23 protein-coding genes are annotated in these 23,774 nt (G+C 70.6%); 15 read left to right on the forward strand and 8 right to left on the reverse strand.

Annotated features, from left to right (window positions below):
• Nucleotides 1–72: 72 nt before the first annotated feature.
• A complete protein-coding gene (locus tag OG385_RS33425) occupies nucleotides 73–711 on the forward strand; it encodes a DUF1707 domain-containing protein (RefSeq protein ID WP_266861455.1) in 639 nt (212 codons plus the stop codon).
• 65 nt (nucleotides 712–776) lie between these two features.
• Here OG385_RS33425 and OG385_RS33430 read toward each other — a convergent pair whose 3' ends face one another.
• Both OG385_RS33430 and OG385_RS33435 read right to left on the reverse strand, forming a co-directional pair.
• Nucleotides 777–1,109, reverse strand: a complete 333-nt coding sequence (locus OG385_RS33430; RefSeq protein WP_266861456.1) for a helix-turn-helix transcriptional regulator — start codon at nucleotides 1,107–1,109, stop codon at nucleotides 777–779.
• 230 nt (nucleotides 1,110–1,339) lie between these two features.
• The gene (locus tag OG385_RS33435; RefSeq protein ID WP_266861458.1) at nucleotides 1,340–1,711 is read right to left on the reverse strand and encodes a hypothetical protein; all 372 of its coding nucleotides are present in this window, start codon (nucleotides 1,709–1,711) and stop codon (nucleotides 1,340–1,342) included.
• 425 nt (nucleotides 1,712–2,136) lie between these two features.
• Here OG385_RS33435 and OG385_RS33440 point away from each other — a divergent pair, with 425 nt between their 5' ends.
• From OG385_RS33440 to OG385_RS33460, 5 genes are all read left to right on the forward strand, one after another.
• The gene (locus tag OG385_RS33440) at nucleotides 2,137–3,381 is read left to right on the forward strand and encodes a cytochrome P450 (protein ID WP_266862155.1); all 1,245 of its coding nucleotides are present in this window, start codon (nucleotides 2,137–2,139) and stop codon (nucleotides 3,379–3,381) included.
• A gap of 134 nt (nucleotides 3,382–3,515) precedes the next feature.
• Nucleotides 3,516–4,223 (forward strand): TetR/AcrR family transcriptional regulator, encoded by a 708-nt coding sequence (locus OG385_RS33445; protein WP_266861460.1) that lies wholly within the window; start codon nucleotides 3,516–3,518, stop codon nucleotides 4,221–4,223.
• A 61-nt stretch (nucleotides 4,224–4,284) separates the two neighbouring features.
• Nucleotides 4,285–5,220, forward strand: coding sequence for a TauD/TfdA family dioxygenase (locus OG385_RS33450; RefSeq protein ID WP_266861461.1), 936 nt, complete (start codon nucleotides 4,285–4,287; stop codon nucleotides 5,218–5,220).
• 17 nt (nucleotides 5,221–5,237) lie between these two features.
• Nucleotides 5,238–5,648 (forward strand): hypothetical protein, encoded by a 411-nt coding sequence (locus tag OG385_RS33455; protein WP_266861463.1) that lies wholly within the window; start codon nucleotides 5,238–5,240, stop codon nucleotides 5,646–5,648.
• A gap of 133 nt (nucleotides 5,649–5,781) precedes the next feature.
• Nucleotides 5,782–6,987 carry an NADH:flavin oxidoreductase gene (locus tag OG385_RS33460; RefSeq protein WP_266861476.1) on the forward strand — a complete coding sequence of 402 codons (1,206 nt, stop codon included), beginning with the start codon at nucleotides 5,782–5,784 and terminating at the stop codon, nucleotides 6,985–6,987.
• A 54-nt stretch (nucleotides 6,988–7,041) separates the two neighbouring features.
• On the opposite strand, the gene OG385_RS33465 is transcribed toward OG385_RS33460, so the two are convergent.
• Nucleotides 7,042–7,971: a serine hydrolase gene (locus OG385_RS33465; RefSeq protein ID WP_266861478.1), complete on the reverse strand. Its 930-nt coding sequence runs from the start codon at nucleotides 7,969–7,971 to the stop codon at nucleotides 7,042–7,044.
• A 715-nt stretch (nucleotides 7,972–8,686) separates the two neighbouring features.
• Here OG385_RS33465 and OG385_RS33470 point away from each other — a divergent pair.
• The 3 genes from OG385_RS33470 to OG385_RS33480 all read left to right on the forward strand — a co-directional run bounded on the left by OG385_RS33470 (nucleotide 8,687) and on the right by OG385_RS33480 (nucleotide 11,645).
• Nucleotides 8,687–9,697 carry a chitinase gene (locus tag OG385_RS33470; protein WP_266861480.1) on the forward strand — a complete coding sequence of 337 codons (1,011 nt, stop codon included), beginning with the start codon at nucleotides 8,687–8,689 and terminating at the stop codon, nucleotides 9,695–9,697.
• A 144-nt stretch (nucleotides 9,698–9,841) separates the two neighbouring features.
• Nucleotides 9,842–10,753, forward strand: coding sequence for a serine/threonine dehydratase (locus tag OG385_RS33475; RefSeq protein ID WP_266861482.1), 912 nt, complete (start codon nucleotides 9,842–9,844; stop codon nucleotides 10,751–10,753).
• A gap of 85 nt (nucleotides 10,754–10,838) precedes the next feature.
• Entirely contained in the window at nucleotides 10,839–11,645 is an 807-nt protein-coding gene (locus OG385_RS33480; protein ID WP_266861483.1) for an HAD family hydrolase, read from the forward strand.
• Nucleotides 11,646–11,673: 28 nt separating this feature from the next.
• Here the strand turns inward: OG385_RS33480 and OG385_RS33485 are convergent, their stop codons facing one another.
• From OG385_RS33485 to OG385_RS33495, 3 genes are all read right to left on the reverse strand, one after another.
• Nucleotides 11,674–12,549, reverse strand: coding sequence for an SGNH/GDSL hydrolase family protein (locus OG385_RS33485; RefSeq protein WP_266861485.1), 876 nt, complete (start codon nucleotides 12,547–12,549; stop codon nucleotides 11,674–11,676).
• A gap of 96 nt (nucleotides 12,550–12,645) precedes the next feature.
• Nucleotides 12,646–14,130, reverse strand: a complete 1,485-nt coding sequence (locus tag OG385_RS33490) for an FGGY-family carbohydrate kinase (RefSeq protein WP_266861487.1) — start codon at nucleotides 14,128–14,130, stop codon at nucleotides 12,646–12,648.
• A complete protein-coding gene (locus OG385_RS33495) occupies nucleotides 14,127–15,188 on the reverse strand; it encodes a 2-hydroxyacid dehydrogenase (RefSeq protein ID WP_266862157.1) in 1,062 nt (353 codons plus the stop codon). Before OG385_RS33495 ends, OG385_RS33490 begins: the two co-directional genes overlap by 4 nt.
• A gap of 190 nt (nucleotides 15,189–15,378) precedes the next feature.
• On the opposite strand from OG385_RS33495, the gene OG385_RS33500 reads away from it, so the two are divergent.
• The 4 genes from OG385_RS33500 (at nucleotide 15,379) to OG385_RS33515 (ending at nucleotide 19,763) form a co-directional block, all read left to right on the forward strand.
• A complete protein-coding gene (locus OG385_RS33500) occupies nucleotides 15,379–16,023 on the forward strand; it encodes a histidine phosphatase family protein (protein WP_266861489.1) in 645 nt (214 codons plus the stop codon).
• Nucleotides 16,020–16,793, forward strand: a complete 774-nt coding sequence (locus tag OG385_RS33505) for a DeoR/GlpR family DNA-binding transcription regulator (RefSeq protein ID WP_266861491.1) — start codon at nucleotides 16,020–16,022, stop codon at nucleotides 16,791–16,793. The genes OG385_RS33500 and OG385_RS33505 overlap by 4 nt, the downstream gene beginning before the upstream one ends.
• Before the next feature lie 107 nt (nucleotides 16,794–16,900).
• Complete coding sequence (locus OG385_RS33510; RefSeq protein WP_266861493.1) at nucleotides 16,901–18,235, forward strand: MFS transporter; 1,335 nt, start codon at nucleotides 16,901–16,903, stop codon at nucleotides 18,233–18,235.
• 58 nt (nucleotides 18,236–18,293) lie between these two features.
• Nucleotides 18,294–19,763 (forward strand): FGGY-family carbohydrate kinase, encoded by a 1,470-nt coding sequence (locus OG385_RS33515; RefSeq protein ID WP_266861494.1) that lies wholly within the window; start codon nucleotides 18,294–18,296, stop codon nucleotides 19,761–19,763.
• Nucleotides 19,764–19,847: 84 nt separating this feature from the next.
• On the opposite strand, the gene OG385_RS33520 is transcribed toward OG385_RS33515, so the two are convergent.
• Nucleotides 19,848–20,285: a protein-tyrosine phosphatase family protein gene (locus tag OG385_RS33520; protein ID WP_266861495.1), complete on the reverse strand. Its 438-nt coding sequence runs from the start codon at nucleotides 20,283–20,285 to the stop codon at nucleotides 19,848–19,850.
• A gap of 173 nt (nucleotides 20,286–20,458) precedes the next feature.
• Between OG385_RS33520 and OG385_RS33525 the strand changes: the two genes are divergently transcribed.
• Entirely contained in the window at nucleotides 20,459–21,082 is a 624-nt protein-coding gene (locus tag OG385_RS33525) for a TetR/AcrR family transcriptional regulator (protein ID WP_266861497.1), read from the forward strand.
• A 74-nt stretch (nucleotides 21,083–21,156) separates the two neighbouring features.
• On the opposite strand, the gene OG385_RS33530 is transcribed toward OG385_RS33525, so the two are convergent.
• Nucleotides 21,157–22,386, reverse strand: a complete 1,230-nt coding sequence (locus tag OG385_RS33530; RefSeq protein ID WP_266861499.1) for an aromatic acid exporter family protein — start codon at nucleotides 22,384–22,386, stop codon at nucleotides 21,157–21,159.
• Between the two features lie 301 nt (nucleotides 22,387–22,687).
• Here OG385_RS33530 and OG385_RS33535 point away from each other — a divergent pair, with 301 nt between their 5' ends.
• Nucleotides 22,688–23,722, forward strand: a complete 1,035-nt coding sequence (locus OG385_RS33535) for a cytochrome c oxidase assembly protein (protein WP_266861501.1) — start codon at nucleotides 22,688–22,690, stop codon at nucleotides 23,720–23,722.
• Nucleotides 23,723–23,774: the final 52 nt, after the last annotated feature.

The raw sequence follows: 23,774 nt of genomic DNA on the forward strand, positions 1-23,774 counted from the left end.
CCGGGAATCACTCACCATCGACCGCCATCACCCAGTGTTGCGGGACCCTGGGCCGTCGACCAGAATGCGGGCATGACGGGTGAACAGAGGCCAGCTGACGACTCTTCCGGGAACGGCACGACGCCCGCACTGCGGGCGTCCGACCGCGAGCGGGACCAGGTCGTCGAAATTCTGCAGGTGGCCGCGGGCGACGGCCGGCTCACCGCGGCCGAGCTGGACGAGCGCCTGGACGCCGCACTCTCCGCCCGCACCCTGGACCAACTGGCCGAGCTGACCGCCGATCTGCCCTCGGAAGGAATGCCCCCACAAGCCAGGGAACTGGTCCGCATCGACCAGCGTTTCGGCGATGTCACCCGCACCGGCCGCTGGCTGGTTCCGCGCCGCATGGAGATCCGGCTGATGTTCGGCGATGCGAAGCTGGACTTCACCGACGCGGTGATCACCCACAGCACCCTGCACATCGATGTCGATCTGCGCATCGGGGGAAACCTGACCCTGGTGACCCGGCCGGGCATCGTGGTCGACATTGACGACCTGGAGCGCAGCAGCGGCGACGTGAAGATCCGGCCGGCATCAGGCCCGGACGCTCCCGTCACCCTTCGTGTGCAGCTGTCCGGGCGGTCCCGCGGTGGCGACATCACCGCCCGGCCCCCATACCGCAAGCCCTCGGAGTGGCTGCGCCGCCGCACGCCGAAGAGTATCGGCCGCTGAACTCGGGGGCTCGGACACGACCCGGGCGACGGGATGCGTTCCGGGTCGGGCAGGGCGCCGGGGTGTTACGCCTGCGGACGGGCGGTCCCGGTATTCTGGGCGAGCAACTCCAGCAGGCCGGGGAACCGCTGCTCGACCTCCAGCCGCCTGAGTCGCACCCCGCGGCGGTTGCCGTAGTCCATATCCGTGACCAGCCCAGACTCGCGCAGCACCCGGAAGTGATGGGTACAAGTCGACTTCGAGACCGGCAGGTTGAAGGATGCGCAGGTGCGCTCCGCATCCCCCGGCTCGACGATCAGCTCCGTCACGACGCGGCGGCGCAGCGGATCGGAAAGGGCCGTCAGGACCTTACCCAGGTCCATTTCCTCAAGGCTCGGATGCCCCAGCTCGTCCGCCATGATCCCTCACCCTCGGATACGGATTGCTTCGTACCGCGTAGCCCGACCTGCCGCTGCAGGTATCACCGCCACCATACCTAAGACGGCAGGGATTCCATCCCGGGCGTGGGAACGACCCCGGCCTCCGGCGCTCGGCTCCTCGGGCCCGAGGAGCCGAGCGCGCGGATCGGCGGCTCAGCAGCTCACCGAATCCAGCGGATCAGAGATCAGGCCAGGATCAGGGCCAGGGATCAGGAGAAGACAACTGAGCGCAGCTTCAGCCGCTCCGAGGCGTGCCCTCCGTGGGGCCGGAGGGAGAAGTGGTCGCCCCGGCAGTCGGCGCCGGTGAAGACGGTGGCCGTGGCATCGGTGAAGTTGCGCGGACTGTGGGCGGAGGGCGTGAGCCACTCGTCCGCCACCTGAGGGAGCGTGATGCACTCCCGGCTCGGCGGATCGGTCAGGTGCCCGAGGTGCGGGGCGCCGCTCGGGTCATGGAATACGTAGGTGAAGTCGCCCTCCGCAGCCTGGGCGGAGCCGGAGAAGGTGAGCGTGAGGGCCGCCGCGCCGAGTGCGGCGGTGAAGATGCGGCGGAAGGTGCGGCGCGGACGGGGCTGAGCGTTCATATGGACTTCGAGTTCCCTTCATGACGGTGTGTGCGTGCGATCCCGATCTGCCCAGACGCACACAGCGTGATGCATCCGTCACTCCAAGGAGTGATCATGGAAGGGAGTGATACGGGAGTGACCTGGGAGCGCGCGGCCCCCTGAACACATCGACAGGTGCGGACACTTGGGTATTGACGCGTCGCCGCCTGGGTAGGGCAAGCTCCAGCAGCCGCCGACCCCGCGCGTTTCCCCAGGGCGCCATCCGGCGGCTTCCGCACCGGAGACAACCGGAGACAGCGGCGACCGATCCGCTCCGCACAGGATCCTGCCCCTCCCCCAGCCCCATGGCCTTCGCTTCGCGGACCATGTCCGGATTCGAGATGGAGAACTCCACCGTGGTCAACCCCGAGCCCGCCGCCCCCGAGCCCATCACCTTCGGGCCCATCACCTCCGGGCCCATCGTGCTCGACCCCACCGGAGCCGCATCCCACGCCGAACACCGGGAGCTACGCGCGCAGGGCGCCGCCGCCCGCGTCGACATCCTCGGCGTCACGGCGTGGGCCGTTACCGACCCCGCACTGCTGAAGAGGTTACTGACCAGCCCTGACGTCTCCAAGGACGCGCGGCAGCACTGGCCCGCGTTCCCCGGAGTCGTACAGACATGGCCACTCGCCCTGTGGATCGCCGTCGAGAACATGTTCACCGCCTACGGCAGCGAGCACCGCAGACTGCGGCGGCTGGTCGCCCCCGCCTTCAGCGCCCGGCGGATCACCGCACTGAAGCACCGCATCGAGGCCCTCACATCCGAGCTGATCGACGCCTTGGAAGAACGGGAAGAAGCGGAGGCCGGGGAACCGGTCGACCTCCGCACGCGTCTCGCACACCCGCTGCCCATCCGTGTCATCAGCCATCTGATGGGGCTGCCCAGTGACCGGAGCGAAGAGTTCCGGGCAGTTGTCAACGGTGTCTTCGACACAACCCTCTCGGTGGAGCAGGCCACCGCCAACACAGGCCTGCTCTACGAGGTTCTGGACGACCTCGTCGCCGCGAAGCGGACCCGGCCGGCCGACGACATGACGTCTCTGCTCATTGCCGCACGGGACGACGAGGGCGACGGGTCGGCGCTCACCGAACGGGAACTCCGCGACACACTGCTGCTGATGATCAGCGCCGGCTACGAGACGACCGTCAACCTGATCGACCAGGCCATCACCGCCCTGCTGACCGATCCCGCCCAACTCGCCCACGTCCGCTGCGGGAAGGCCTCCTGGCCCGACGTCGTCGAAGAGACACTGCGCATGGAACCCGCGGTCAAGCATCTGCCGCTGCGTTACGCCGTACGCGACATCACCCTGCCCGACGGCCGGACGATCGGCCGGGGCGAAGCGATCCTCGCCTCGTACGCGGCAGCCAACCGCCATCCCGCATGGCACGGCGAGGACGCCGACACCTTCGATGTCACCCGCATCGCACCGGAGCATCTCGCCTTCGGCCACGGCGTCCACTTCTGCCTCGGCGCACCACTGGCCCGCCTTGAGGTCGCGACCGCGCTCCAGCAGTTGTTCGAGCGGTTCCCCGATGTCGAACTCGCCGTACCAGCAGGGGACTTGAAGCCAGTTGCCTCACTGATCAGCAACGGCCACCAGGCGCTCCCGGTACGCCTCCGCCCGGTCGCTTCTTCAAGCTGAGACGCGGTGATGGACGCGCACGGCCTTCGTTCGAGGTGGCGAGCGATTCGCTGCCGCGAGCCGGAGAACACCCGCCCGGAGAGGCGGCACCCTGTTCATTGAATTGTTAACGCAGCTGCGTTAGATTCCATCTTATGGATAGTCAGAGCGCGTCGACCCGGCTCCATCTGATTGCGACCGCCGAGCGCCTCTTCGCGGAGCACGGCATCAACGCGGTCTCGATGCGGAAGATCGCCGCGGATGCGGGCCAGCGCAACGACAACGCGGTCCAGTACCACTTCGGCTCCAAACAGGGCCTGGTCGACGCGGTCTTCGAGCACCGGCAGGTCCCGATCGATGTGCGCAGGACCGCGCTCATCGACGGCTTCGACCGGGAGGGGCGGGGCAGCGATCCGTACGCGATCGCTGAGGCGTTCGTCCTGCCGCTGGCCGAGTTGCTGGAGGCCGCGCCGGGCGGCAGCTGGTACCTGCGGTTCTGCGTGCAGGCCACCTACACCCTCCATCCCGATGTCGCCACCCTCACGCTGAGCGACCTGGAGGCGCGGCCGGGGACGAACGGTCTGATGCGGCTGCACGAGCGTGCCCGCAAGGTGCTGGCCGGCGAGGGCCTGCCCGCACCGCTCGACCTGCAGCGATGGTGGCACTTCACCGGCTTCCTCACTCACTCGCTCGCCGACCGCGAGGCCCGGCTGCATTCCGACGGGCTGCGCGAGCTCGGCCCCGCGAAGCTGTTCATCTCCGGTCTGATCGACACCGGAGCAGCCGTCCTCACCGCGCCGTGCCGGCCGTCGACCCTGGCGCTCGCCGAGGGCGGGGCCGGCACCGCGGTACGCGCCAGCTGAACCGGCGTTCCCGCACACATCCCGCCCCGACCCGGCCCTGAAGTCCCCAGGAGGCCCAGTCATGAGCACATCCCTCACCGATACCGCACGCCGTGGTGACCGCCCGGTATTCGACAACGGCGTATCCGCCGTGCCTGTACGCGAGTTGACCCCCACCGGGAAGTTCACCCCCGGTCTGCCCTACGAGTTGTTCGGCCTCGCTCCGTGCAGCCCGGCCATCGGCGCCGAGATCTCCGGCGTGGACCTGGCCCGGCCGCTCACCCATGAGCTGCACCAGGAGCTGCACCGCGCGCTGCTGGAGTGGAAGGTGCTGTTCTTCCGCGACCAGCGCCTGACGCCGATTCAGCACCGTGATCTGGCCCGCTGGTGGGGTACCCCGGAGGTCCATCCGTTCCTGCCCAAGGCCGATCTGCCCGAGGTGGTCCGGCTCTCCCGGGGCGCCGACTCTCCGGCCGTGGAGAACGTCTGGCATTCCGACGCCTCCTTCGAGACCACGCCGCCGATGGGCTCCATCCTGCGCGCCGTGCACGTGCCCGACGTGGGCGGCGACACACTGTGGGCCGACATGGCCGCCGCCTATGACGGGCTGCCCGAAGATGTGAGGACGAGGCTGGAAGGCCTGTGCGCAGTCCATGACTTCACCCGAAGTTTCGGCCGTCGGCTCGGCCCCGACGACCTCGCGCGCATGCAGCAGAAGTACCCGGCGGTGACGCACCCCGTGGTCCGCACGCTTCCGGAGAGCGGCCGCAAGCTCATCTACGTCAACCGGATCTTCACCCAGCACATCGAGGGACTGTCCGGGCAGGAGGGCCGCGAACTCCTGGAGTTCCTGTACGACCAGGCCCGCCACCCCGAGTACCAGTGCCGCCTGCGCTGGCGTGCCGACACCGTCGCCTTCTGGGACAACCGTGCCACCCAGCACTACGCCAGCGGCGACTACTACCCCCATACCCGCATCATGGAGCGCGTGACCATCCTCGGGGACCGCCCCCAGTGACCGTGCCGGAGGCAGACGTGTCGACGGAACGGAGCCCGGCCCCGCCCCGGCACCGCCTTGTCCACGCCGCCTTCTGGGGCGCCGGCCTGTACTTCGGCTGGCGCTGGGCCTCGGAGAGCGGTCCGGCATGGCAGCACGCCCTGCAGTTGCTGGCCATCATGCCGGCCGCCATGAGCGCCGTGCAGTTGGTGCGCCGGTGGCGCGTGCGGCACCGGCGAGGAGACAGCGTTCTGGGCAGGCTCCCGGTGCGCGATCTGTTCCTCGCCAGGCTGCTGCTGATCGCCTCGGCACTCGCCCTCGAATACCTGCTCCAGTGCTGGATCCCTCCCCAGAGCGCCCAGATCATCGCCGGAGCCGGGCTGTGCGTGGCCTTCGCCACCATCGGGCCCGCCCTGCACAGGCGCCACAGCGACTCTCGCGCGCCCTGAGCACACACGGGGCTCGGCAGCGAACACCGTAGCGGCGGCCGCTCGTTCCGCAGAAATTAACGCACGCTCGTTAACAATTCGGCCCTGAGGCCTTAGCCTCGCCTCTCACCATGACGCTCAGAGAGGATGACCGATGGCCTCGCCGGCTCTCCACAACATCCCGCAGGTGCTCGGACCGGCGCGGCTCGGTCCGCTGTCCCTGCGCAACCGGATCATCAAGGCGGCGACGTTCGAGGGCGCCACGCCCGACGCACTGGTCACGGACCGGCTCATCGAGTATCACCGCGCTCCCGCGGCCGGCGGTGTGGGCATGACCACCGTGGCGTACCTGGCGGTCGCTCCGGAGGGCCGCACCGAGCGCAGGCAGATCTGGCTGCGCCCCGAGGCGGTCCCGGGGCTGCGCCGCCTGACCGAGGCGGTGCACGCGGAGGGCGCCGCGGTCTCGGCCCAGATCGGCCATGCCGGGCCCGTCGCCGATGGATCCTCCAACCGGAGTCCCGCGCTCGCCCCCACCCGCCGGTTCAACCCGCTCAGCATGAGATGGACCCGGGCCGCGACCCCGGCGGACATCACCCGGATCATCCGGGCCCACGGAGAGGCGGCGAAGTTCGCCGCCGACTCGGGCTTCGACGCCGTGGAGATCCACCTCGGGCACAACTACTTCGCCAGTGCGTTCCTCAGTCCTCGGCTCAACCGGCGCACGGACCGGTACGGCGGCAGCCTCGCCAACCGCGCCGAGGTGGCGCGCGGCATCGCCGGCGCGGTGCGCGAGGCGGTCGGCGACCGTTTGGCGGTGACCGCCAAGCTCAACATGGACGACGGCGTACCCGGAGGCAGTTGGCTCGACGAAAGCCTCCAGGTCGCCAGGTGGCTGCAGGATGACGGCTCGGTGGACGCGCTGGAGCTGACCGCGGGCAGCTCGCTGCTCAACCCCATGTACCTCTTCCGCGGCGCGGCCCCGGTCCCGCAGTTCGCCGCCGCCTTTCCGCAGCCGCAGCGGCTCGGCGTCGGGCTGCTCGGCAAGCGGTTCCTCATCGACTACGCCTACCGGGAGGCCTATCTGCTGGATTCGGCGCGGCAGTTCCGCGCCGCCCTGGAGCTGCCGCTGATCCTGCTCGGCGGGATCGCCGACCTCGCGACCGCCGAGCAGGCCATGACCGAGGGCTTCGACTTCGTGGCGATGGGGCGGGCGCTGCTGCGGGAGCCGGACCTGGTCAACCGGTATGCCGCCGGGGCGAGCACCACGTCGCTGTGTGTGCACTGCAACCGCTGTATGCCGACCATCTACAGCGGCACGCGCTGCGTGCTCGTCGAGCCGGAGTCGCCCGACCGGGCCTGAGAGGGTGAACGCGGACTTGCCGGCCGAGGGGCGAGAAGACAGCGGCAGGGGTACTCAGTGGCTCGCTGCCGCCCGGACCTTGCTGTTCAGATCGCGGTGGATGACACGGGAAGCGCCCTCGATGGTGTCGATGCCGTAGTCCATCGTCCGGTTTCCACTGGTGAGAACGGTCATGCCGTAGTCGTGGCCGTGCCCGGTGAAGAAGCCGACGCTGTGCACCCGCCATCCGCCGGTCGCACGGGACAGCCAGCCGTTCTTGACGTGCGTCGTGGCGGTGGCCGGTGAGCCCGCGGGCACACCCCACTTCTGGTCGGCCTCGACCTTGGCCATCAGACCCAGAGCGTAGCCGCGTGAGGTCTGGTTCAGCACGGAGTTCTTGGTCGTGAGGAGCTTCATGAGCGTGAGCTCGTCGGATGCGGTGATCTGGGTGAGGCCCCACGTTCCATCGGCGCCCGGGACGGTGTGCCGCATCTTCGCGAGATCGAGGAAGTGCTTGACGCGGGTCACTCCGAGCTGATTCCAGAGAGCGGACGTGGCGTCGTTGTCGGACTTCGTGATCATGGCCGTGGTCAGTTTCACCTCGCGCGCGGTCAGCTTGCGGTGCGACTCCTCGGCCTCGCGCAGCAGCGTTCCCAGCACCGTGACCTTCACCACACTCGCCGAGTCAAAATGCGCAGTGGCCTTGAACTCGCAGCTGGTCTTGGTCGTGCGGTCATAGACGGCCAGCGCCGACGCGTCCTTGCGTCCCTTGAGCGCGCCGGCGATGTCGTGCGACAGCTCCGGTGCCAGGCCGGGCTTCTTCGAGGTGCAGACGACCTTCGAGCCACCCACGGTGGCGCTCGCCGAGTCGGTCGTTTCCGTCGGCGCGCCGTCGGTGGCCGCCGAGGCCGCGGTCGCCCCGGCGAGCGGGGTGAGCAGCGCTCCGGCTGCCACGGAAGCGGCGAGTCCGCGGCGCGCGCAGGCCGGTATGCGTGAGCGGTGCATGAAGGTACGTCCTGTTCCCGCGGTGGGTCGAAGTCCGTCTCGTCCGACCTCGCACGACCGGGCCGGAAGGCCGGTCTACCGCTGCTTCGGTGGAGTTCCGCCCGGCGGGCCGACCTGCGGCGGACAGCCCGGACCGGGGTGTGGCGTGCAGAGAAAGTCGCCGGACGGGGGCCGGCCCACCGTGCGGGCCGGCTCGGATTCCCGTTCCTGGAGTCAGAACCACCGTAGAGGCACCCTCGGCGCGCACCTCGGACACACTGGGCGAATTGTCCGAATTTGAGTAGCTATGTCGGCGTGTGACATTCGCCAACCCGCGGGCACGGAATAGCACCGCCCGCGACAAGTCGAGCCGGGCCGCCCGTCGAGCCTGTAGCGACCGCGATCGGCGGCCGGGGCCGACATCCGCCGACACCGGCCCCTACCTCCGAGGCTCCGCACCCGAGACCCCACCCCCGAGGCCTGCCCGGCAGATGTCGGCAGCTCCCCCGCACGGGCCCCAAGGCCCCGGTCGGCGCGTGCAGTTGAAGCACGGAACCCAGGCCCCACCCCCATCCACCCACGCCTGCCTGTGACTTCGGAGTACAGCCTTGACAGCCCTCTTGGTCTAGTCCAATCTCATGTCTGCACGCCGTCAAGTTGTCGCCCGGCCGACCCCTTGCATCTCCGGCCGACTGCACCTTGATGACGCCCCCCACTGTCATCGAAAGGACCGGCCATGCGTCGACGTCCCCCCACCTCGTCCCGTCGAACGACCTCCGCCTCCCGGACCGCGGCCGTTGTCGCGGCGGCCGGGCTGGCCGTAGCCGGAGCCGCCCTGACCGCCGGCCCCGCTTCGGCGACACCGGTGAGCCCCAGGGCAGCCGGCAGCTTCGCGCCGTACACCGACATGTCCAATTCCCAGGAAGGGCTGCTGGACACCGCGATCACCCAGCACGGGGTCAAGACGTTCACCGCCGGATTCGTCATCGGCTCAGGCTGCAACCAGATCTGGGGGGACACGCTGCCGGTCGGCAACGACTCGTACACCGACCCGCTGATCAGCAAGGCCAAGTCCGAAGGCGCATCGGTCATCGTGTCCTCGGGCGGCGCCGCGGGGCTGCCGCTCGCCTGGAGCTGTACGGACCAGAGCGCCATCAACGCCGGGTACCAGAAGATCATCGACTCGTACGGGCCCAGCTCGCTCGACTTCGACATCGAGGGCGGCGCCATCGCGGACACCGCCGCTGCGGCACGCAACATGAGCGCGATGAAGACGCTCAAGGCGGCGAACCCCGGACTGACGTTCTCGGTCACACTGCCCGTCCTGCCCAACGGCCTCACAGCCGACGGCGTCAACATCCTCAAGGCCGCCAAGGACGCGGGCGTCAAGATCGACGTCGTGAACATCATGACGATGGATTACTACCAGGGCTCGCAGGACATGGGACAGGCCGCGATCAGCGCGGGGAAGGCCACCCTCGCCCAGATGCAGTCGGTCGACTCCAGCTACACGTACGCCAATCTCGGGATCACGCCCATGATCGGCGTGAACGACGACGGCTCGGTCTTCTCGACGGCCGACGCCTCGACGGTGAAGAGCTGGGCAGCCGGCAACGGCGTGGGGCGGCTGTCGTACTGGTCGGTCAACCGGGACCAGTCCTGCGGTTCGGTCACCACGGCCGCGTCGCCCACCTGCAGCGGTGTGTCACAGGGGCAGCTGGCCTTCGCGGACATCCTGGGCGGCTGACCACTGCGGGCTGAACCGGCCTCTCCTGCACAACAGAGTTCGAGCAGCCGGGTCCCCCCGGACCGGTGGGACCCGGCTGCCGCACCGTCCACGGCGCTGCACCCCTGTTTGGTACTGACGGCCCGGCCTGGTGAGGATGGGGGCATGAACCAGATCCAGACGCTCTCTGCCGCCGATGTCGCCGCCGCCGCGGACCGAATCCGCCCCCATGTCCGCCGTACGCCGGTGCTGGACCTGGAGATCGACGGACGCCGCGTCATCCTGAAGCTGGAATACCTGCAGCACAGCGGTTCGTTCAAACTGCGCGGGGCCGTCAACGCCATGCTGGACTCGGCATCGGACGACCACGTCGTCGCCGCTTCCGGTGGCAATCACGGCCTCGCGGTCGCCACCGCAGCCGCACTCCTCGGCCTCCCGGCGACCGTGTATCTCCCCGAGACGGCCCCCGAGGCGAAGGCCCGGCGCATCGAGGAGGCCGACGCGCGGCTCGTACGGCACGGCGCCACCTTCGCCGAGGCCGCATCGGCAGCACAGAAAGTCGCCACACAGCCCGGCTACCGCTTCCTCCACCCGTACGACGATCCGGCGGTCGTCGCGGGGCAGGGAACGCTGGCGGCCGAAGTGGTGGCCGACATTCCCGGGACGGACGCTTTCGCCGTCGCGGCGGGCGGCGGTGGGCTCACCGCCGGTACGGCGCTCGCCGCGGGCGGCCGTCAGGTGGCGGCGGTCGAACCGGAGGGCTGCCGCTCCCTGCACGACGCGCTCGCGGCGGGGAAGCCGGTGAACTCCCCGGTGGACTCGGTCGCTTCGTCCGCGCTGGGTGCTTCGCAGATCGGTGCGGTGGCGTTCGGCATCGTGGCTCAGTACGGCGTGGAGTCGGTACTCGTCAGCGACGCGGAGATCCTGCGTGCCCGTGCCCGCCTGTGGGAGGAGTGCCGTATCGCCGTGGAGCCCGCGGCTGCGGCGCCCTTCGCCGCGTGGCTGGCGGGCCGAGTGCCCGGAGAGCTGCCGTGCGTGGTGCTGTGCGGCGCGAACGCCGACTGGACGGCCGGCTGAGCGCCGTCACGCGCCCGGTACCGGTACCCGTGCGAGTTCCCGTACCGCGTGGTCCTGGCGAAAAGGATCTCCCTAGGCTGACGCCATGCCCACCACACCCGCATTCGACATCGTCGCCACCGATCTGGACGGCACCCTGCTGCGCCGCGGTGACACCGTGAGCCCCCGTTCCCGTGCCGCCCTGGCCCTGGCCGCAGCCGCCGGGGCCAGACATCTGATCGTCACCGGGCGTTCCCTCCCCGGCGTACTGGAGCTGCTCGGGACTCTGGATTACCGCGGTCCTGTCGTCTGCGGGCAGGGGACGCAGCTGTACGACGCCGGGTCGGCCCGGATGCTGAGCTCCGTGACACTGGACCGCGAACTGGCCGAAACGGCGCTCGGCAAGATCGAGGCGGAGACAGGGCCGGTCTTCGCCGCAGTGGATCAGGACGGGCCCGACGGCCGGACGCTGGCCGAGCCGGGGTATCTGATGCCTCACCCAGCACTGCCCGTCCTGCGGGTCGGGCCGCGGCCGGAACTCTGGGCCAGGCCGGTCATCAAAGTCCTCATACGTCACCCGGAGCTCTCGGACGACACGCTGGCGGCCGTGGCCCGTTCCGTCGTGGGCGACCTGGCCACCGTCACGATGGCGGGGCCCGGAACAGTGGAACTCGCGCCGTACGGTGTGGACAAGGGCACCGGAATCGCCCTGGCCGCCGAGGTGTTGGGCCATGAACCGGCGCGGCTGGTCGCGTTCGGCGACATGCCCAATGACCTGCCGATGTTCCGTCGCGCCGGACACGGGGTGGCCATGGCCAACGCCCATCCGGAACTCATCGCCGCCGCGGACGAGGTGACCCTGTCGAACGAGGACGACGGCATAGCGGTCGTCCTGGAGCGCCTGTTCGCCTGAACCGGCGCTCCAGGACCGCAGCGGTGTCTCAGATCTTCGTCAGGAACGTGTCCGCGATGGCCTGGTACCCGGTGTCATTGGCATGGATGTCGCCGCGCGCCATATTGGTCCACTGCAGGATGCGCGCCACGTTCAGCGGGACCTGCTTTCCGTCCAGCGGCGCGAGCGGGAGGAAGGAGTTGGTGCGGAACGCCGATGCCACGTCGGCCGTCGGCACTCCGTGAGCGGCGTCGATGAGCCCGATCGTGGCGTTGAGTGTGTCGGCGAGGGGTACGGAGAGAGTGGCTGCGGTCTTTCCCTGAGTGCCCGTCAACCATGCGGCAAGAAAGGGATCGTAGAGGTTCATGCCGATGATCCGGGTCTGCGGGCCGGCCGCTGCCTTGAGCCGGTCCAGGATGGTGTTGAGCCCTGAACCCACTTTCCCGACACCCGACACGGCGCACTTGATGTCGACGTTTCCGTCGGTAAGGCAGCCGTCGACGTCGTTGGCACCGATGTCCAGCGTCACGACCACCCGGTCGTCGTGGTGGAGCCGGAGGAAGTGCTCGGCCTCCGCCAACTGGGAGCCGGTGTACGGGTGCGGGTACGGGCAGGGCCCGTCGATCATGGAACCGGTGGTCTCGCCAGGACACCCGAGCCCGACGAAGTCGAAGGGCCGCCCGGCGTCGGCCGCGCGCGCCGACAGCGTGCGGGCTATGTCCTGGGCGTAACCACGGCCGGTGACATGGCCGCCGCCGGGCAGCGTCTGGTATCCGGCGGCCAGCGAGTCACCGAGCGCCAGGTAGTAGCGCGGAGCCGAGGCTCCCGTGGCGGAGGCCGGAGCGGAGAAGCCGAGCAGTGCGACGGCGGCGAGCAGCCCCGCCGTCAGAGCGAGCCTGGCGGGTCTGAGCAGGGAAACACGCATGGAGCCTCCAACAGTGAGGGCGGAGAACTCCGTTGAGGCTACTGTCTGGTAGGGCGGCTGAGTAGGCCCGGAACAGGACTCGCGACAGCGGCCGCCCTATCCGACGCTCGCCCCGGTCGGCTCCCGTACGGCAGTCCCGCCCCACTCTCCGCGTGCCGAGGCCAGTGCGGTGCGGTAGGCGGCGTAGCCGTCCTCGTAGACCTCGCGGATTCCCTCCCTCGGCTCCACGGTGTGGAACAACTGCGCTTGCCTACCGGCCGGTTCGCCGAGGAAGCGACGTGCCACCCGTACCGCGCCGAGTGCCCCCACCTCGTTCTCCACCGGGACCCGGATCTCCCGTCCGAGGATGTCGGCGAAGAGCTGTGTCCACGGCCCGGACCGGGTGCCGCCTCCGCAGGCGGCGAGCGTGCCGGAGAGGCCGGCGGCCTCCAGGCAGTGGCGCGCGGCGTAACCGATGGCCTCACACATCGCGCGGACCACGTCGGCCCGGGTGTGCGCGAGAGTGAGTCCGTCCAGTCGGCCGCGGGCCTGCGGGTCGACGAAGGGTGCGCGCTCCCCCGCGTCGGAGAGGAAGGGCAGCGCCGTGACACCGCCGGCGCCCGGCCGGCTGTCGGCGAGCAGGGCCCCGAGGTCGGCGGTGGCTGTGCCGGTGAGGGTGAGGATCCATTCGAGGGCGGCGGTACCGACCATGGCGGGCATGGAGCGCAGCCAGCGGCCGGGGTCGGGGGTGCAGAGCGACATGCCGGCCGGTTCGGCGCAACTGTCCGTGCGGGCACGGTCGGTGAGGACCTGGCAGGCGAGAGTGGTGCCGACGATCAGCAGGCCGTCGCCCACCTCCCGTACGCCACTGCCGATGGCGCAGGCGGGCAGATCGTACGGCCCCGAGGTGAGCGGCAGCCCCTCGGGCAGGTCCAGGAGCGCGGCTCCCCGGGCGTCGAGGCTCAGGACGGTGCCGGGGGCCGCGGGGGCGGCCAGCAGATGGGCCTGGCTCTCGATTCCGCAGGCGGCGAGCGCCTCGTGTGCGTACGTGCGGTTGACCGGGTCGAGGAACGGCAGTGTCGCGTCGGACGCGTCCACGCTGATCCGGCCGGTGAGGCGCTGGGCGACGGCGTCCACGCAGTAGCCGGCGACGGCCGCGTCACGGAGGCTCCGCGGTTCGTGTTCCTGCAGGTGGGCGAGGAGCGGGGCATGGCAGCCGGGGAACATTCCGGAGCCGGTCCGCGCGTACACCTGCTGCACGGTGCCATCCGCCAGCCACTGCGCGACGCGGTCGGCGGCGCGCCCGTCCATCCAGGAGATGGCCGGGCGGACCGCACGGCCCTGGTCGTCGCGCAGCCACAGGCCGTCGCCCTGGCCGGTGAGGGCGACGGCGGTGGGTGGCGCGGGCAGTGCGGCGGCGGTCTCCCTGACGACCTCGGCGACCGTACGGACGACGTCGTCGAGATCCTGCTCGACGCGGCCGCCGGGCAGTCGTTCCAGATGGCTGCGGCGGGTCGCGGTGGCCAGTGGCTGTCCCTCGCTGTCGAAGGCGACGGCCTTGGTGACGGAGGTACCGATGTCCACGCCGATGATCGCGCTCATGGCCGCGCGGCCTCCTGGACCTCGGGGTTGGCGGGATGGGCGAGCTTCTCTCCGCGTACAAAGCGGCCCGCCTCGGCGGCTGTGATCGCGGCGGCACGGTGCGCGGTCTGCCGGGTCGCCCCGGCCAGGTGCGGGGCGGTGACGACGTTCGGCGCGCTGTGCAACTCCCAGTCGGCGGGCGGCGGTTCGATGTCGTAGACGTCGAGGCCGAGGGCTCCGATACGGCCGCTCCTCAGCAGTCCGGGCAGCGGGGCGTAATCGAGGAGTCCGCCGCGGGCGGAGTTGACGAGCACCGCGCCTTCGGGGAGCAGCTTGAGCTTCTCGGCGTCGATGAGGTGGCGGGTCTCGGGGGTGAGCCGGGCGTGCAGGCTCACCACACTGCTGCGCGTCAGGAGTTGGTCGAGGGAGACCGGCTCGACGCCGTCGGCGCGGGCCGCTACGGGGTCGGTGTACGGGTCGGCGACCAGGACATGGGCACCGAAGGCGCGCAGGACCCGGGCGACGATGCGGCCGATCGCCCCGTATCCGACGAGGCCGACGGTCGCGCCGTCGAGTTCGGTGCCCGCTTCGTCGTACGCGTAGAAGTCACCGCGCCACGTCCCGCGTTTCAGCTCGGCGTCGGCCGTGGTGATCCGGCGCATGGCGGTCAGCATCAGGCCGACGGCGAACTCCGCTGCCGCCGGGGCGTTGCGGCCCGGTGCGAAGGAGACGGCGACGCCGTGCCGGGTGGCGGCGGCGAGGTCGACGTTGACCGGGCCGCCCCGGGAGACGGCCACCATCCGGAGCTCCGGGCAGGCGGCGAAGACCCTCTCCGTGAACGGAGCCATCTGGGTGACGCAGAGGGCGGCGCCATCGAGCGCCGCGATCATCTGCTCCTCGGTGCCGCTGGCCTCGTGTACATCGCCGACCGGGCCGAAGGGCTCGTGCGGCCAGGGCAGGGTGAGTTCACCGATCTCCACCGCGCCACCGGGCTCCTCCGCGGTGCCGAGCTCTTCACGCAGGGCGGTACGGAGCAGACCGGGGAGGACGAAGTGGTCACCGGCGGCGAGGATGCGCATGGGCTGGGCCCTTCTTCGGGTCACGGGTGCACGGTGCGTCAGCGGTGCCGCACCTGCCCGGCCGCCGCATCACTATCATGGGCGTTGATAGATTTAACATCATCGTTTTGAAGAATCAATGGGCCGACACGGACCCGGGCGGCATCGTCACCCGGGCCGGTGGCGGCCCGCTGCGAAGGAGCGCGATCCGATGGAGGCCCGGCTGCTGCTCGTCCGGCACGGCGAGACGCAATGGCATACGGAGAACCGGTACGCGGGGGTCTCCGACGTACCGCTGACCGCGAAGGGCCTGGAGCAGGCACAGGAGCTCGCGGACTGGGCCCGGCTGCGCGGCGTCGACGCGGTGGCCAGCTCACCGGTCAGCCGGGCACTGCTCACCGCCGGCCCGGCCGCGCGGGCGCTCGGCGCCGAGCCCGAGGTCGTCGATGCGCTGCGTGAGGTGGACTTCGGCTGGGGCGAGGGCCGCACCATCGCGGAGATGACTGCCGAGGACCCCGAGGCGGTGCGGCGGTTCCACGAGGACGCGGAGTCCGGCGCCTTTCCCGGTTCCGAGGCGCCGTCGGCCGCGGCGGCCCGCGCATCGGATGCGCTGCGCGGCCTGGCCCGTCGCCATCGGGGAGCCACGGTCCTGGTGGTCGCGCACAACACGCTGCTCCGGATGGCGCTGTGCTCGATGCTGGGCATTGCGGTGGGCCGCTACCGGCTGGTGTTTCCCCGGCTGGACAACGCGGCGGTGACGGAGATCGAGGTGAGCGGTGACCGCACCGCCCTGCGCTCGCTGAACGTCCCCACCCGGCCGGCCCCTGCGGGCGGTGCGCGAAACTTGGCCGTATGACGACAACCGGCGCCCAGGCCCGCAGGCAGATCATCACGGAGCACGTCCTGGCGAACGGGACCGCGAGCGGCTCCGAGCTCGCGGAGCTCACCGGCGTGAGTCTGATGACCGTGCACCGGGACCTGGACGAACTGGCCAGGCGCGGGGTGCTGCGCCGTTTCAGGGGCGGGGTGTCCGCGCTGCCGTCGACCGTGTTCGAGTCCAATCTCGACTACCGGCTCGGGGTGAACACCGCCGAGAAGGACGCCATCGCGAAGACCGCGGCCGAGCTGGTCGAACCGGGGATGTCGGTGATGCTGGACGACTCCACCACCGCGCTCGCGCTGGCCGCGCTGCTGGTGGAGCTGGCTCCGCTGACGGTGGTGACCAACGCCCGGCGGGTCATCGACCTGTTCGCGGGCCGGGACGGGATACGCCTGATCTCACTGGGCGGGGAGTACTCACACCCGCATGATTCCTTCCTGGGCGTCGCCTGCCTGGAGGCCGTCGAAGCACTCTCGGTGGACATGGTGCTGGTCTCCACCTCGGCGATGGACGCCCGGATGACGTACCACCAGGAGCAGGACGTGGTGCTGGTCAAGCGGGCGATGCTGGCTTCGGGCACCCGGAAGGTCCTGCTGATGGACCGTACGAAGCTGGCCAGGACCGCGCTCCACCGGCTGGGCCCGGTGGAGGACTTCGACCACCTGGTGGTGGACGACCGGGTGGACGCCGCACTGTTGGCTGCGCTGCAGGAGCGGACGGATGTCAGAGTCGCGGCCACGGGCTGATAACACGGCTTCTTAAAGTATTGCGTGTTAATTTCACAGAGGTCATGATGCGTTCTCGTCGGGGCTGTACGCCCGTGGGCCGATGACACACTGTGGAGGCACGAGCTATGCGCAGCACCGCCGCGAGCACCGCCGCACCTGCGGGAACGGTCTGGGACCGCGCCGGTATCCCCCGGCCGCTCCTGTTCGGCTTCATCGGGGTGCTGATCTTCATGATCGGCGACGGGGTCGAGTCCGGGTTCATCGCTCCGTTCATCAAGGCCAACGGCGCCGGCAGCGAAGTCCGTGCGAGCTATGTGATCACGGCGTACGGCGTGACCGTCATGCTCGCCTCCTGGCTTTCGGGCGCGCTGTCCGAGCTGTGGGGGCCGCGGCGGGTGATGCAGATCGGGCTGACCGTCTGGATCGTCTTCGATGTGCTGTTCCTCTCGCTCGGCGCCGCGCAGGGCAACTACCCGCTGATGCTGGTCTTCTACGGGCTGCGTGGCTTCGGCTATCCGCTCTTCGCGTTCTCGTTCCTGGTGTGGGTGACAGCGACCGCGCCGGTGGCCAGGCTGGGTGCGGCCGTCGGCTGGTTCTACTTCGCCTTCACGGGCGGGCTGCCGACGCTCGGCTCGCTCACCGCGTCCGTCACCAACCCGCTGTTCGGGAAGTTCGGCACGCTGTGGATCGCACTCGGCGTGATCGCCGTGGGCGGGGCCTTCTGCCTCTTCGGGGTACGCGAACGCACCGGGTTCTCGCGGCTGGCGCCGCCCGGCGTCCGGCCGGTCCAGTCGCTGACGCGCAGCCTCTCCATCGCGTGGACCCATCCGAAGGTCACCGTCGGCTGCGTCGTCCGCATCATCAACACGGCGCCGCAGTTCGGTCTCTGGGTGATCCTGCCCGCGTTCTTCACCGACGAGATGGGCTTCACGGACGGCGACTGGCTGCGACTGCTGTCGATCATGTTCGCCACCAACATCTTCTTCAATCTGCTCTTCGGAGTGGTCAGTGACCGCATCGGCTGGCGCACCACCATCGGCTGGTTCGGTGCGGTGGGCTGTGCGCTGAGCGTCCTCGCGCTGTACTTCGTGCCGAAGCTGCTGACCGGGAACTACTGGGTCGCGGTCGGTGTCGGCATGGTCTACGGCGCCACGCTCGCCGGGTTCGTGCCCATCTCCGCGCTGATGCCGTCGCTGGCACCCGGGAACAAGGGCGGCGCGATGGCCCTGCTCAACCTGGGCGCGGGCGGCGCCGCCTTCGTGGGGCCCGCGATCGTATCGCTCTTCCTCGGTCCGCTGGGCCGCGACGGAGTGGTGCTGATCTTCGCCGGTCTGTATGTCGTCGCTGCTCTCCTGACGCTCTTCCTGAAGCTGCCGAAGGCGTCCGAGGAGGCCATCCAGCAGGGCAAGTCCCTGCACGATGCCGCCGGCGACGAACCGCTCACCGCCCCGGCCACCTGACCCGCGTAACCGCACACGCCTGCCTGCCTGCCTGCGTACGAAAGGACCCTTCCCGCAGATGAGTTCCGCCACCGGCGCCCGGCCCGCGCCCGTCCCGGTCGTCGTGGGCGTCGACGTGGCCACCGCCGCGGTCCGGGTGGTGTGCGCCGACGCCCACGGCCGGGTACTCGCCGAGGCCCGCGTCCCGATCGCCCCGCCGGAGCGCCACGAGGGCGGCCGCAGCGAACAGGACGCCCGGTCCTGGTGGCCCGCGACTTCGGCCGCTCTGCGGAAGGCGACCGCGGCGCTGCCCGGCGGCGGCCGTGAGGTGACCGCCGTCGCCGTGTCCGCCACCTCGGGGACCCTGGTGCCGGCCGGTCCTGACGGGGAGCCGGCCGGACCGGCCCTGATGTACGACGACCGGAGCGCCGCAGATGTCAACGCCCGCGCCCAGGAGCTGGGCGCACCACGCTGGCGGGCGCTGGGGCTGACGGTCGGGCCGACTGCCGCGCTGGGGAAGCTGGTGGGGTGCGCGGCCCGCGCCCTCCCCGGCCAGTTGGTGCTGCATACCCCGGACCTCATCGGCCTCAAGCTCACCGGGCATCCGGTGGCCACCGACTGGAGCCATGCGCTGAAGTCCGGCTACGACCCGCGCGCCGGCGAGTGGGCCACCGAGGTCTTCGACGCGTTCGATGTGCCCTCCCGGCTGCTGCCCGCCGTCCAGGCCCCCGGCACACGGAGCGGGACGGTTTCGGCGCGGGCCGCCGCCGATACCGGGCTGCCCGTCGGCTGCGAGGTCCGGCTCGGGATGACTGACGGCTGCGCGGGCCAGATCGCCACCGGCGCGGTGGACCCCGGCCGGTTCGTCGGCGTGCTGGGGACGACGTACGTACTCAAGGGCGTGACCCGCGAGCTGGTAACCGACCCGGCGGGCGCCCTGTACAGCCATCGCCACCCGGACGGCTGGTGGCTGCCGGGCGGCGCTTCGAACACGGGTGGCGAAGCCGTCGCCCGGGTGGAAGCGGCCCGGCTGCCGGGTCTGGACGCGGCGGCGCAGGCGCGCGGTCCGGCCGGCTGTCTCGCCTACCCGCTGCGCCGCGAGGGCGAGCGGTTCCCGTTCGTCTCCGGCGCGGCGCGCGGCTTTCTCGTCGGTACACCGCGGGACGAGGCGGATGAGCACCGGGCGGCGCTGGAGGGAGTGGCCTTCCTGGAGCGGCTGGCTGTGGAACGGGTGCAGGCACTGGGGATCGAGGTGCGGGGTCCGCTGTACGCGGCGGGCGGCGGCAGTCGCAGCGCCGTGTGGAACAGCATCCGGGCGACGGTGCTCAACAGGCCGCTGAGCGTGGCGGAACGGGCCGAGACAGCGTTCGGCGCAGCCCTGCTGGCCGCATCGGGCACGCTCCATCCGGACCTTTCCGCGGCTGTGACGGCGATGGCGGGCGCGGGTCGGACGGTCGATCCGGTGGAGCGGGAGCGGGCCGCGCTGGATGCTTCGTACGAACGGTTCGTCACCGAACTGCGGTCACGGGGGTGGCTGGGTACGGGATGAGTGCGGCTCCGGTGCCGGCACGCGGGCCGGGCCCGCTGCACTGCCCTGCCGGGCTGCCGACTTGCCCGGCGTCCCGGCACCGTACTACCGGAAGCGGCGGACGAAGCGGCGCTGCCAGATGGTTTCCACGGCGTGCGGGTTGTAGTGCTCACGGACGTAACCGACGGCATCGGCCGCCGGCACTCCGTCCAGTACGGCGAGACACGCGAGAGCCGTACCGGTGCGGCCGCGGCCGCCGTGGCAGGCGACCTCGACGCGCTCGTGCGCCGCTCGTTCCCATGCCTCGCGCAGGGCGCCCGCCGCGGCCGCGCGGTCAGCCGGCAGCCGGAAGTCGGGCCAGCGGATCCAGCGCGACTCCCAGTCGACGGCGGCAGGTTCACGGCCCAGCAGGTACAGCGCGAAGGTGGGTGTGAGGCCAGCGGGGAGCGGCCTGCTCAGCCCCCGCCCCCGGACCAGGCGGCCCGACGGCAGTCGCAGTACGCCCGCCGCTGACGGGTCCCAGGTCTCGACCGGTTCCGGCACCGCACCTCCATGGATCGGATCGGGCCGCCCCGCAGCGGCACCGCGTACGGTCCATCTTCCCACCGCCCGGCCTAGTCGCAGTCTTGATGCCCGTCTTGTTCCCAACCGCCGGTCGGGGTGAAGTGCTCCCCTGAGCGCCTGCTCGGTTCGGGTCCCTGGGTCGGGCTGAATATTTGACTGATGCGTCAGTCAGCTCTGCCGCGCCAGGCCTTGTCACGGAGGAGGACCGCAGGGAAGCGATCCTGGAGGCCACCTGGCAGTTGATCGCCGAGCGCGGGTTCCACGCCGTGCGGGTCTCGGACATCGCTCGCGTCTGCGGCACGAGTACCGGCACCGTGCACTACTACTTCCCGGGCAAGAGCGATGTGCTCACCGAGGCGCTCAAGTACTGCGTGGAGCAGGCGTTCAACCGGCAGAGCGTCGAGCTGCGCCGTATCACCGGCGCCCATGAGCGGCTGCTCAAACTGATCGACATGCAGCTCCCACGGGTGGGCTTCATCCTCGACGAGTGGTCGATCTGGCTCCAGTACTGGGCGGAATCAGTGGTCAGACCCGAATTCCGGGCCGCGCACAACGAGTTCTACGCCCGCTGGCAGGAGACCGTGATCCGGATCGTGCGGCGCGGGCAGTCACAGGGCGTGTTCCGGGCGGAGGTGGATCCGGAGAACGTCGCGCTGCGGCTCACCGCGCTGACCGACGGGGCGGCGATCCAGGTACTCACCGGGGCGCCCCGGATGACGACGACCGTGATGCGGGAGCTGCTGGTCGACTTCGTCCAGCGGGAACTGGGGGCGTAACGGAGCCGGGCAGTCCGGCGCCATCGAGGGCGTGCAGAACGGGCACCGGCGGTCGGTTCCGAGTCCTGTGCGGGTCAGATCTCGGCGCGGATCTTGCGGGCCACCGCGGTCCCGCGCAGCCGGCGCACGGCAGAGGCGAGCTGCGGATGGCGTTCGCCCACCTGCACGGTGCGGCGGTCCAGCTCCTCGGTGAGCCGCTCGGCACGCTTCTCCACGTCGAGTTCGTCCAGGATGCGGTCGACCTCGGCCAGCAGTGCTCCGTGCAGCTGCCACTGGCGCGGGTGCTGCTGCACGTTCTCCAGGAGGAGATGGGCGACCCGGTCGCGGGTGACCCCGGCGTCCTCAAGTGCGGCCGTCAGCCGGGCCTCGGCGTCCTGGGCGCTCTGCGCGACCGGCGTGGTGATCAGTACGGCGAAGCTCTCGACAGCGTCGGCGAGGTCCCTCATCAGCGCCTGCAGGGCCGAGGCCACGTCGTCCGGGAAGAGCGGCTCGTCGGTGCGCTCCTTCGCCAGGTCGGTCATCGTCCGGGTCAGCACCCGCAGCACGACGGCGCAGATCTCCAGGGTGTCCAGACCGGTGCGCAGCACGACGCGCGACAGCAGCCCCTGGCGTACCCGGGGGTTGAGCAGCAGGCTCTCCTCGGCCTGCCGGAGCGACGCGTCCACCTCGACGATGTCGTGGTCGAGCCTGCGCGCCTCGTGCAGTCGCGCGGCGGCCTGTTCGACCGGGGTGTGGCCCTCCGCCTCCGCGCCGATGGCGCGGAGCATCCTGCCCATCGACTCCGCCATCTCCTCGATGGAGCTGCCGGCGGACTGGACCCAGACCGGCGGTGCCAGCAGCAGGTTGAAGAGCAGTCCCACACCCGCACCGATCAGCGTCTCCAGAATCCGGTCCCAGGCGGTGGCGGCCACCTGGGAGACACCGAGCACCAGCATGGAGCTGATGGCGACCTCGGGTACGAACTCGTACACGCGCACCAACCGCCCCACGATCAGCCCGGTGAAGATCGTCACGCCGAGACTCCACCAGGTCAGTCCGACGAGCGTGCTGAAGCCGCTGGCGAGGAGCACTCCGACGACTACGGCGTTCACCCGCCTGACCCCCGTGGTGATGGTCGAGTAGAGCGTGACCTGGACCACGAGCAGGGCGGTCAGCGGTGCGGTGAGCGGTGCGTGCTGCGGCAGGGCCACCAGCGCGACCACGTACGCGATGACCGCGGCCGCCGTGGACCGGAGCGTCTGTGCCCCGATGGGCTCCACCGTCCGCTGGACGAGCTTGACCACGGGTGCGGACACATCAGGCATTCCATGTTCCTTCCTGCGCGGGTGGTGCCTCCGTGCACCCCGGCGGCGGCGCGCCCGTCCACACACGACAGCGGCCAGTGTGACGGCGCCCGGTACCGACGCGCCGACAGGCGCACCGGGGTGTCGCGGCGGCCGGGCGGGGAGGGAGCGGGAATCATCGGCGGGACGCCGCGCACGGAGCGCGGGCGGGCGGGTGACTCGCGGGGCGCCCCGGACGGAGGCGCCCGATGCCACGGGACTACCGTGGTACGGCCCCCACGGCGGTCTTCGCGGGCGGGTGCGAGAGGTAAGGATGTCTGGAATGAACCTGCCGGATCTGACCTTTTCCCGGTTCCCGGCCATGTGGCAGCTCGACGGTCCGGCTCTGCTGCTGGTCCTGGTTCTGGGCGGGCTCTACGGCTGGGGGGTGGTGCGGCTGCGGCGGCGCGGCGAGCAGTGGTCGACGGGCCGTACGGTCGTCTTCGCCCTGCTGGGTCTCGGCACGATCGTGGTGGCCACGATGTCGGCACTCGCCGTCTACGACGAGGTGCTGTTCTGGCCGGCCGCCGTGCAGAACATCCTGCTCGACCTGATCGCCCCGCTCGGCCTGGCGCTGGGCGACCCCCTGTCGCTGGCCTGCCGTGCTCTGCCGGAGCGCGCGTCGGCGCGGGTGCGCCGTGCGGTGACCGGCAAGTTCGCCCGGCTGCTGGCCTTCCCCCTGGTCAGTTCGCTGCTGGTCCTGGTGTCGGAGCTCTGTGTGTACTTCACGCCGTACTTCGAGACGGCGCTGCGCCATGGGGCGCTGCACCAGCTCATGTATCTGCAACTGCTGCTGGTCGGGTGTCTCTTCGTGCTGCCGGTCCTCACCGAGGAGGCGCTGCTGCCCAGCTGGTGCAGCCATCCGGTACGGGCCGCGATGGTCTTCTTCGACGGGCTCATCGACGCGGTCCCCGGCATCGTGGTGATGACCAGCGGCACCCTGATCGCGGGCACCTGGTACAGCCGACACTCCCCTTCCTGGGCCCCCGGCGTGCAGCGGGACCAGCAGATCGGCGGCGGTGCGATGGTCACGCTCGCCGAACTGGTCGGGGTGCCCTTCCTGCTGGTGATCTTTGCGCAGTGGGTCCGCTCCGAGCGGGCCAGGACGGTGGCACTCGACCGCCGTCTGGACGCCGAACTGATCCCCGCCGCACCTCGCGCCACACCGGTTCCGTCCGACACCTCGGCCGCGTCCCCCGTGGCGTCGGCGTCCGGGATCGCCGCGCAGGAGGACCCGGCCGAGCCGGAGCGGGTCCGTCCCTGGTGGGAGTCCGACGGCGGAATCGTCGGTGACCGGATGCGCCAGGGCCGCCCGTAGCCACCCCGGCCCGTAGCCACCCCGCCGGTGCCGGCCTCTCGGCGGCAGGCAT

Source organism: Streptomyces sp. NBC_01306, from assembly GCF_026340465.1.
Taxonomy (GTDB): Bacteria; Actinomycetota; Actinomycetes; order Streptomycetales; family Streptomycetaceae; genus Streptomyces.

Excerpts from the sequence above, each read along its gene's own strand:
- OG385_RS33445 (WP_266861460.1), top strand. The coding sequence starts at position 3,516 with ATGGATAGTCAGAGCGCGTCGACCCGGCTCCATCTGATTGCGACCGCC.
- OG385_RS33450 (WP_266861461.1), top strand. The coding sequence starts at position 4,285 with ATGAGCACATCCCTCACCGATACCGCACGCCGTGGTGACCGCCCGGTA.
- OG385_RS33480 (WP_266861483.1), top strand. The coding sequence starts at position 10,839 with ATGCCCACCACACCCGCATTCGACATCGTCGCCACCGATCTGGACGGC.
- OG385_RS33430 (WP_266861456.1), bottom strand. The coding sequence starts at position 1,109 with ATGGCGGACGAGCTGGGGCATCCGAGCCTTGAGGAAATGGACCTGGGT.
- OG385_RS33435 (WP_266861458.1), bottom strand. The coding sequence starts at position 1,711 with ATGAACGCTCAGCCCCGTCCGCGCCGCACCTTCCGCCGCATCTTCACC.
- OG385_RS33495 (WP_266862157.1), bottom strand. The coding sequence starts at position 15,188 with ATGCGCATCCTCGCCGCCGGTGACCACTTCGTCCTCCCCGGTCTGCTC.
- OG385_RS33425 (WP_266861455.1), top strand. The coding sequence starts at position 73 with ATGACGGGTGAACAGAGGCCAGCTGACGACTCTTCCGGGAACGGCACG.
- OG385_RS33475 (WP_266861482.1), top strand. The coding sequence starts at position 9,842 with ATGAACCAGATCCAGACGCTCTCTGCCGCCGATGTCGCCGCCGCCGCG.
- OG385_RS33510 (WP_266861493.1), top strand. The coding sequence starts at position 16,901 with ATGCGCAGCACCGCCGCGAGCACCGCCGCACCTGCGGGAACGGTCTGG.
- OG385_RS33535 (WP_266861501.1), top strand. The coding sequence starts at position 22,688 with ATGAACCTGCCGGATCTGACCTTTTCCCGGTTCCCGGCCATGTGGCAG.
- OG385_RS33465 (WP_266861478.1), bottom strand. The coding sequence starts at position 7,971 with ATGCACCGCTCACGCATACCGGCCTGCGCGCGCCGCGGACTCGCCGCT.
- OG385_RS33505 (WP_266861491.1), top strand. The coding sequence starts at position 16,020 with ATGACGACAACCGGCGCCCAGGCCCGCAGGCAGATCATCACGGAGCAC.
- OG385_RS33460 (WP_266861476.1), top strand. The coding sequence starts at position 5,782 with ATGGCCTCGCCGGCTCTCCACAACATCCCGCAGGTGCTCGGACCGGCG.
- OG385_RS33515 (WP_266861494.1), top strand. The coding sequence starts at position 18,294 with ATGAGTTCCGCCACCGGCGCCCGGCCCGCGCCCGTCCCGGTCGTCGTG.
- OG385_RS33470 (WP_266861480.1), top strand. The coding sequence starts at position 8,687 with ATGCGTCGACGTCCCCCCACCTCGTCCCGTCGAACGACCTCCGCCTCC.
- OG385_RS33485 (WP_266861485.1), bottom strand. The coding sequence starts at position 12,549 with ATGCGTGTTTCCCTGCTCAGACCCGCCAGGCTCGCTCTGACGGCGGGG.
- OG385_RS33500 (WP_266861489.1), top strand. The coding sequence starts at position 15,379 with ATGGAGGCCCGGCTGCTGCTCGTCCGGCACGGCGAGACGCAATGGCAT.
- OG385_RS33490 (WP_266861487.1), bottom strand. The coding sequence starts at position 14,130 with ATGAGCGCGATCATCGGCGTGGACATCGGTACCTCCGTCACCAAGGCC.
- OG385_RS33530 (WP_266861499.1), bottom strand. The coding sequence starts at position 22,386 with ATGCCTGATGTGTCCGCACCCGTGGTCAAGCTCGTCCAGCGGACGGTG.